9 protein-coding genes are annotated in these 7,427 nt (G+C 34.7%); 1 reads left to right on the forward strand and 8 read right to left on the reverse strand.

Annotated elements, in window-relative coordinates; genetic code table 11:
- Positions 1-14: 14 nt before the first annotated feature.
- From C0430_RS11905 to C0430_RS11925, 5 genes are all read right to left on the reverse strand, one after another.
- The gene (locus tag C0430_RS11905) at positions 15-1,445 is read right to left on the reverse strand and encodes a glycosyltransferase (protein ID WP_290870373.1); all 1,431 of its coding nucleotides are present in this window, start codon (positions 1,443-1,445) and stop codon (positions 15-17) included.
- Positions 1,446-1,457: 12 nt separating this feature from the next.
- Positions 1,458-2,534 carry a HEAT repeat domain-containing protein gene (locus C0430_RS11910; RefSeq protein WP_290870376.1) on the reverse strand — a complete coding sequence of 359 codons (1,077 nt, stop codon included), beginning with the start codon at positions 2,532-2,534 and terminating at the stop codon, positions 1,458-1,460.
- A 32-nt stretch (positions 2,535-2,566) separates the two neighbouring features.
- Positions 2,567-2,935: a response regulator transcription factor gene (locus tag C0430_RS11915; protein WP_290870379.1), complete on the reverse strand. Its 369-nt coding sequence runs from the start codon at positions 2,933-2,935 to the stop codon at positions 2,567-2,569.
- Between the two features lie 561 nt (positions 2,936-3,496).
- On the reverse strand, positions 3,497-4,261 hold the full coding sequence (locus tag C0430_RS11920) for a TIGR02757 family protein (protein WP_290870382.1): 765 nt from the start codon (positions 4,259-4,261) through the stop codon (positions 3,497-3,499).
- 215 nt (positions 4,262-4,476) lie between these two features.
- Entirely contained in the window at positions 4,477-5,136 is a 660-nt protein-coding gene (locus C0430_RS11925; RefSeq protein WP_290870384.1) for an ABC transporter ATP-binding protein, read from the reverse strand.
- A 148-nt stretch (positions 5,137-5,284) separates the two neighbouring features.
- Here C0430_RS11925 and C0430_RS11930 point away from each other — a divergent pair, with 148 nt between their 5' ends.
- Entirely contained in the window at positions 5,285-5,578 is a 294-nt protein-coding gene (locus tag C0430_RS11930; protein WP_290870387.1) for a hypothetical protein, read from the forward strand.
- Between the two features lies 1 nt (position 5,579).
- Here C0430_RS11930 and C0430_RS11935 read toward each other — a convergent pair whose 3' ends face one another.
- The 3 genes from C0430_RS11935 to C0430_RS11945 form a co-directional block, all read right to left on the reverse strand.
- Positions 5,580-5,894: a DUF6787 family protein gene (locus C0430_RS11935; protein ID WP_290870390.1), complete on the reverse strand. Its 315-nt coding sequence runs from the start codon at positions 5,892-5,894 to the stop codon at positions 5,580-5,582.
- Positions 5,895-5,926: 32 nt separating this feature from the next.
- Positions 5,927-6,361 carry a DUF6146 family protein gene (locus tag C0430_RS11940; protein ID WP_290870393.1) on the reverse strand — a complete coding sequence of 145 codons (435 nt, stop codon included), beginning with the start codon at positions 6,359-6,361 and terminating at the stop codon, positions 5,927-5,929.
- Positions 6,362-6,473: 112 nt separating this feature from the next.
- Positions 6,474-7,424: a D-2-hydroxyacid dehydrogenase gene (locus C0430_RS11945; protein WP_290870396.1), complete on the reverse strand. Its 951-nt coding sequence runs from the start codon at positions 7,422-7,424 to the stop codon at positions 6,474-6,476.
- Positions 7,425-7,427: the final 3 nt, after the last annotated feature.

Raw genomic sequence — 7,427 nt, forward strand, 5'->3', positions numbered from 1 at the left:
GAATTATACTTTAATTAAGCTTTGGTCATTCCTTTTCTTGTCATGTGTCCCCATTCTATTTTTTTGTTAAAATAGTAATCTATATTTCCTTTGATTGCCGAATATAGAATAGCTGGATGATTGACAAAAGGTTCCAAGAATGCTATCATCACCAATTTAAGTCCTGTAGATTTCTTTTTGTATTGATGATAGGTAAGTTCCTCAGAAACAATGGCAACAATGGAAAATAGAACCGAAAATAAATAGGCTAAAATAAGGAATGCAAATGCATAATCCCATCTCACTTCTTGTAAAACTATGAGCAGCCCAAAATAAATAATACCGGCAATTTCAATAATTGGTGCCATTCTTTCGAAAAAGAACCAATAAGGATAACTGATAAGTCCCAACGCTTTATATTTGGGATTGAACCCTATTTTGTGGTGTTTTTTAAGGGTTTCGATAGTTCCACGAGTCCATCTGTTTCTTTGTGAAATAAATGTTTTGTAATTGTCCGGCGCTTCCGTCCAGCATAGTGGATCGGGTATGTAGGCTACTTTGTATTTTTGTTTTTGGTCTTCCATGTAGCGTCTCATTCGCACAATGATTTCCATGTCTTCTCCTACGGTATTGGTGTCGTAACCGCCCACTTTGATGGCAATTTTTTTGTCAAACAAACCAAAAGCACCCGAAATTACCAATAAACCATTTAGTCTGCTCCAAGCCATTCTTCCTAATAAAAAGGCTCTCAGGTATTCTAAAATTTGTCCTTGCTCCAACCATGATTTAGGAAAGTTGACATCAAATAATTTACCGTCTTTGACAGTGCAAGAATTAGCGATTCTTATTACTCCGCCAGCCGCAATTACTTTGGCATCGGTTGTTTCCAGGAATGGTTTAATCATTTTTTGAAGGGCATCTTCCAATAATAAACAATCTACATCAATACAGGCAACGTATTTGTTTTTGCTGATGTTCAATCCCATATTCAAGGCGTCCGCTTTTCCACCATTTTCTTTGTCAACCACTATTAATTTATCAAAAGCAGGATTTGTAGACTTGTAAATACCGTTTCGCAGCGGTTTTGTTTTAATCTGTTCATTGATGTAATGATCTATTTGAATAAGGTCATAGGCTTCAATGAGTCTGCTTAAACTATCGTCTTTACTTCCATCATTTACGATGATAACATCATAATTTACATAATGACTCGATAATAAGGAACGCACATTTTCGACAATGTTTAAACTTTCATTGTAAGCTGGTGCAATAATCGAAATGGAAGGTGAAAAAGTGGAAGACAATATTTCTTTGTAATTGACAAAACTGTTTTTCTTTACGTATTCGATTGTTTCGATAGCTGAAATTATCGCTAATACGACATAGGAAAGAATGGCAAAAAATGAAAAAACAAGGAAGAAATAATGAATGATTGACATTATGATTTGTACAGTACTTGTATTCATGGTCGATTGGTTTTAGGCAGTTATTGGTTTTCTTAATTCGGCCTCATATAATGTGTATTCTTCAAAATTGATGTTTTTCAGAATTTCCATTATCAATAACTTGATTTCAAAATTTTTGTGATTTATGTGTTCCACTAAAAATGGTTTGTCGCTGTTCTCATATACATTTTCCATCATTTTAAGAAAAGCGATTTGTTCCTCTAGACTGCGGTCATTAAAATTGTCTTTCAATATGTTTTTAGCTTCAAATACGTTCAGGTGTCTTAATGCTGAAATGGCATTTGTTCGTACTTCCGGACTCTTATGATTCAGTAATTCGATGAGTTCATCTTTTGCTTCAAATTGGTTGTACACTTTAGCCAGTTTTAAAGTGAAAATAACCACAGAATCATTGGGAGATTTTAACCACGGTTTGATGTCTGCAATTTGTGTTTCATTGTTGAGCAGAAGGACTTCCAACAACTGAATTTGATCCCATTCAGATAAGGAGGTTTCCAAAACATCCAAAAACTCAAGTCCCTTGAAAGCATATAAATGAACCAAGTATAATTGCATTTCTTTGCGAACCTCTCTTTTGGGATGGTTGATGTTGTTCATGATTATTTTATGAACCGCCTTTATTTTAAATTGAGTAAGTTCCCGGATTCCAATGGCGATAACATCCCATTTTTTATCTCTCAACTTGGCCAATGAATAGCGTAAAAGACCTAATTTGACATAAAGTTTGTCAATAGATTCGCCCATTTCGCCAGAAATTTCATTTCGCAACTTCAATAGTGTCGAAACAATAATTTTTCTTTTAAAAGGGTCAGCGATGCATTCTTTTAATTCATTAATAATTGATTGTTGTACCGGACTAAAGGATTCATCTTCATTTCCTGCGTACAAATAGGTTACCAGTTGCGATTCATAATCTTTTTGATATTTTGCTTTTATCTTTTCGTTAACTCTTAAATGATTTCTTAAATATTTAAGATAAATTGTTAGCGCTACAATAAAAATGGAAAAAATACCACTCAGAACCCAAGTCAATTGGATTAGAGATGATGAGTATTTTAAATACTCTTGAATTTGTAGGATATAGTTCATAGCTTTGGGAGCTTAATTTAATTTTTCAAGTGCTAAATCAATAATCTTTTGACCCTGATTACTAATTCGTGAGGACTAAAAGGTTTACTCATAAAGTCTGTAGCCCCCAGATCAAATGCCTTAAGGACGATTTCTTCTTGTCCAGCCGACGAAAAAACTATGATTGGAGTTTGCAGATTCAATTTGTTTCTTACGTGGCTTATAACCTCCAGTCCACTGACAAAGGGCATCATGATATCAGTCAAAATTAATTCCGGATTGTGCTCTTCTATTAATTCAATTGCTTGTTTTCCGTCTACAGCAATCAGTAGTTGGTATCCTTCTTTTTCTAATCTGAATTTCAATAATAAGGATAGAACCGAATTATCTTCTGCCAAAACTATTTTTTTAATGGAATTCATTGCCTTATGATTTGAAATTGAACAATAATTATTTTTGTGCCAGTTCTGTATTCTTAATTTTAATTTAGTAAGACTAATCAGTATTCAAATATAATATAAAATATTGTATAAATAATCGATAAAAAGCAAAAAATATAGATAAAGTACATAAAATCAAATAAAAATAAGTTTAAGATTACAGTTTTTAACAAAGATAGCGATGCCTTAAAATCTAAATTTTATTTGGTTTAAAAAGAAAGAGAGGAATTTTTTTAAAGAACTTTCTAGGTGTATTTGGGATTTTTCAATTCCTTAATTTGGTTTGATTTTCTTTCATATTTGATAAAAAAAACAGCCTCAGATTCAAGTGATGTAAAATCTGTTCAAAAAAGGATTCAGCATTAATATGTTTATAAAGCCCTACTTTTTAAGTGATGTTGTTGTGTTCGGAATTTCTGACTGGATGAATTTGTCACTAATTCTGTTTGATGAAAAATGAAACAGATTCCATATTTTCAATTTAAAAAAGCGTTTTTTGAAAATGAAAGTCAAGATAATCCATTAAAAAAGATTTTTTTAATATCAAAACCCTTCGAAAACACCCAATCCAAACAAGGCAAAATCATATTTCACGGGGTCAATCGGGTCGAGTTCACGGAGTTTGGAGTCGAGTTCTGTTACTGCTTTTCCGTCGTTTTGTTTTCGGGCCAGCAAACCTAATTTTCGAGCCACATTGCCAGAATGCACATCGAGAGGACAAGATAGGAGTGAAGGCGAAATGTTTTTCCAGATGCCCAAATCAACGCCTTTGTTGTCTTGGCGACAAAACCACCTTAACATCATGTTAATTCGTTTCGCCGCGGAACCATTCATTGGGTCAGAAATGTGTTTCAGGGTTCGGTTTTGATGCGGAATTTCGAAGAATACTTTCTTGAATTCAGAAATGCTTTTTTGCATCGAATTCGATTCTTGGTGTTGAGCAAAAACGGCTTCAAGTCCATTGTGGTTTTTGTAAATATGCTGCAAGCTTCTGATAAAACAGGCAAAGTCTTGTCCGTTGAATGTTCTGTGAACAAAAGATTCCAATCGTTCCAAATCATTTTCGGTATGCGACATCACAAAATCATATGGCGAATTTCCCATCAAATCCATCATCTTGTGGGAATTTTTGATAATCATTTTGCGATTGCCCCAAGCAATGGTAGCGCTCAAAAAACCGGCAATTTCAATGTCTTCTTTTTGCGAAAACAAATGCGGAATCTGGACTGGATCACTTTCAATGAAATCTAACGTGTTGTACTGGATGACTTTTTCGTCAAGAAATGATTTGAGTTCGGATGAATTCATGTACAATAGGTGAATGAAATGGATTTGCTTCTCTCGACTGTGCTATCATTGACGTTTTTATTTGAGTAGGGTTTCGACTGCGCTCAACCTGACAAAACAAACGTCATTTTATATTGCTTTTTTGAGAAAAAAATTTCACTTCGAGTTGAAAAAAAAATACTGATTAAAAAGATTTATCTGTTTACTGAAAACTGAAAACTGTAATCTAAAAACTGCTAACTGATTAATCCATCGACCATTACCAGTTTTCGGTCAGCCATATTGGCCAATTCTTCGTTGTGGGTTACAATCACGAAAGTTTGCCCAAATTCGTCACGCAGTTTAAAAAACAATTGGTGCAAATTTTCGGCAGAATGTGTGTCAAGATTTCCCGAAGGTTCGTCGGCAAAAATGATTGCTGGTTTATTGATTAGCGCTCTTGCAACGGCAACACGTTGTTGTTCTCCGCCGGAAAGTTCATTGGGTTTGTGGTTTATTCGATGCGAAAGACCAAGGTATTCCAGTAATCTTTTGGCCTCAGTTTCCGTTTCGTGGCTGGATTTATTGGCTATGTAAGCGGGAATGCAAACATTTTCCAAAGCCGTGAATTCTGGCAATAATTGGTGAAACTGAAAGATGAAACCTAAATTTAAATTTCTGAATTTGGACAAGGTTTTGTCGTTCATCGTCAAAATGTCTTGACCATTGATTTTTAATTCTATCCCGTTTTCAATTGTTGGTTTGTCCAATGTTCCAAGAATTTGCAAAAGCGTCGTTTTTCCGGCACCCGAAGCGCCTACTATGGAAACAATTTCGCTTTTTTGAATATGCAAATCAACTCCTTTGAGTACGTGAAGTTGGTCGTAATATTTATGAATGTTTTTTGCTTGTATCATGAATTGGAACAGTTTTTACAAAGAAACAAAGATTTTGGTTATTATTGGGGAAATATTTTAAGGGTTTTAGTTCACTCCCAACGCTAATTTCAACCTTCTAATTTCTTTTGGCATTGGATTTGTATCTTTGTTTTGAAAATTTAATGAAATGAATGAAGAAATTCAATTGGAACAAATTGACCACAAAAACAGAAATCTTTTTCTAGGATTGTTATTTGACGGAATTGGAATGTTATCCTTCACGGTTCCGTTTTTAGGCGAATTTTCGGATGTGGTTTGGGCGCCATTGGCTGGATTTTTGATGACCTGGATGTACAAAGGGACTGTTGGAAAAGTGGGTGGAACTGTTGCTTTTCTGGAAGAAATTTTTCCTTTTTCGGATTTTATACCCACATTTACATTGACTTGGATTTACAATTATTGGATAAAAAGGAAAATTTAATTTACTTTTTTTCTTCTCTGAAGAAGAATCTCAATCCCATACTTTTCAACATTTTTTTTGAAAACGGAAAAAAGAATTTTGACTGTCCAAAAAGATAGCCAAAGAACATTAACATAAAGGGATACAAGGGCAGAACTAAAAGAATCAGGATTATATAATAAGGTATCCAATGAGTGTTTTCATTATTTATCCCAAAATAATTCATAGCAAAACCAGAAATTTTTGCAGACAATGAACCATTTATGGCAAAAACCACAAAAATAATTACAAGTTGAAAATTCGAGGAAATTCCCCAACGTTTTTTTAATTTCTCCATCTCTGTTTCAAATGATAGCAAATATAGTGAGATTATCTCGTTGGAACGTAGCCATTCAGTTTTTGTTTATAGGTATTTTGAAAATAAATCATGTAATTGTAAATTAAATAATTCACTTCGTAGCCATAGTCAATATTTGGCTGGTAATCGATGGTCATTTCATATAAATTAGGACTGTATTGCTGAGGTTGCAAAACACGCCTGTTCCATTCGCCTACATAAATTTGATTTTTATTTTCCAAATACGATTGGGAATGATACCATCGCGGATAAGCTCTGCTGGCAAGCCAAGAACTAAAGCCGGGATCGATGATGATGACTTCATATTGCAGTTCATCATTGGCAATTCTAATGGTGTCATTTTGGGTTTTCAATGCTTTGTCAGAACTTGTCATAGTCGACTTTGTGGTGTTGCAGCCCAGAATTGCCAAGAGAAATATTGCGAATATGTAAATACTATTTTTCATGACATAAAGAATGAACATTAAATTTACAAAAATAAATGATTGCTTGATGCCTTTTTAACATAAAAAAAGGCTGTCTTTTTCAGGACAGCCTCTTGCTTTATAGTTTTGGTAATTAACCCAATATGCTAATGATTTGTTGTGCTAATTCGGTTCCAATTCTGTCTTGTGCTTCACCTGTTGCTGCTCCAATATGTGGCGTCAACGATATTTTTGGATGCATTAGAATTGTCATTTCTGGTTTTGGTTCGCTTTCAAAAACGTCTAATCCTGCAAAAGCAACTTTTCCAGAATCCAAAGCTTTTATCAAAGCAACTTCATCAATTACGCCGCCACGAGCACAGTTTACGATTCCAACGCCATCTTTCATTGTTGCCAATGCTGCTTCGTCAACGATATAACCGTCTTGGGCAGGAACGTGCAATGTGATAAAATCAGCTTCTTTAAACAAGGATTCCAATGATTGGGAAACAATTGTAGTCGTGATGGATTGTCCGTCGAAAAATTCCACTTTTACATCTACTTGCGGGATGAAACTATCGGCAGCGATAACTTTCATTCCTAAACCAAGCGCCATTTTTGCGGTAGCTTGACCAATACGTCCAATTCCAACAATTCCAAGAGTTTTACCTCTCAATTCGATTCCGTTGGCATACGCTTTTTTCAAACCGTCGAAGTTGGTGTCGCCTTCAAGCGGCATATTTCTGTTAGAATCATGCAAGAAACGAACTCCTGAAAATAAATGTGCAAAAACTAATTCAGCCACAGATTCTGATGAAGAAGCTGGCGTGTTAATCACGTGAATTCCTTTGCTTTTTGCATAATCAACATCAATATTGTCCATTCCAACTCCACCACGGCCAATAATTTTCAGTCCTGGGCAAGCATCGATAATATCTTTTCGAACTTTGGTTGCACTTCTTACCAATACCACGCTTACATTGTTTTCGTTTACAAAATTAGCTACTTGTTCTTGAGCCACTTTTGTAGTTATAACTTCAAATCCTCCTTTTTCTAAAGCTAGAATTCCACTTTTTGAAATTCCGTCATTGGCTAATACTTTCATTTT

Origin of the sequence: Flavobacterium sp. (assembly GCF_013823965.1) — a bacterium.
In the GTDB taxonomy this organism is placed as follows: Bacteria; Bacteroidota; Bacteroidia; order Flavobacteriales; family Flavobacteriaceae; genus Flavobacterium.

Bases quoted from the DNA above. Each gene is read 5' to 3' on its own strand.
- C0430_RS11910 (WP_290870376.1), bottom strand. From the start codon at position 2,534: ATGAACTATATCCTACAAATTCAAGAGTATTTAAAATACTCATCATCT.
- C0430_RS11920 (WP_290870382.1), bottom strand. From the start codon at position 4,261: ATGAATTCATCCGAACTCAAATCATTTCTTGACGAAAAAGTCATCCAG.
- C0430_RS11930 (WP_290870387.1), top strand. From the start codon at position 5,285: ATGAATGAAGAAATTCAATTGGAACAAATTGACCACAAAAACAGAAAT.
- C0430_RS11935 (WP_290870390.1), bottom strand. From the start codon at position 5,894: ATGGAGAAATTAAAAAAACGTTGGGGAATTTCCTCGAATTTTCAACTT.
- C0430_RS11905 (WP_290870373.1), bottom strand. From the start codon at position 1,445: ATGAATACAAGTACTGTACAAATCATAATGTCAATCATTCATTATTTC.
- C0430_RS11940 (WP_290870393.1), bottom strand. From the start codon at position 6,361: ATGAAAAATAGTATTTACATATTCGCAATATTTCTCTTGGCAATTCTG.
- C0430_RS11945 (WP_290870396.1), bottom strand. From the start codon at position 7,424: ATGAAAGTATTAGCCAATGACGGAATTTCAAAAAGTGGAATTCTAGCT.
- C0430_RS11925 (WP_290870384.1), bottom strand. From the start codon at position 5,136: ATGATACAAGCAAAAAACATTCATAAATATTACGACCAACTTCACGTA.
- C0430_RS11915 (WP_290870379.1), bottom strand. From the start codon at position 2,935: ATGAATTCCATTAAAAAAATAGTTTTGGCAGAAGATAATTCGGTTCTA.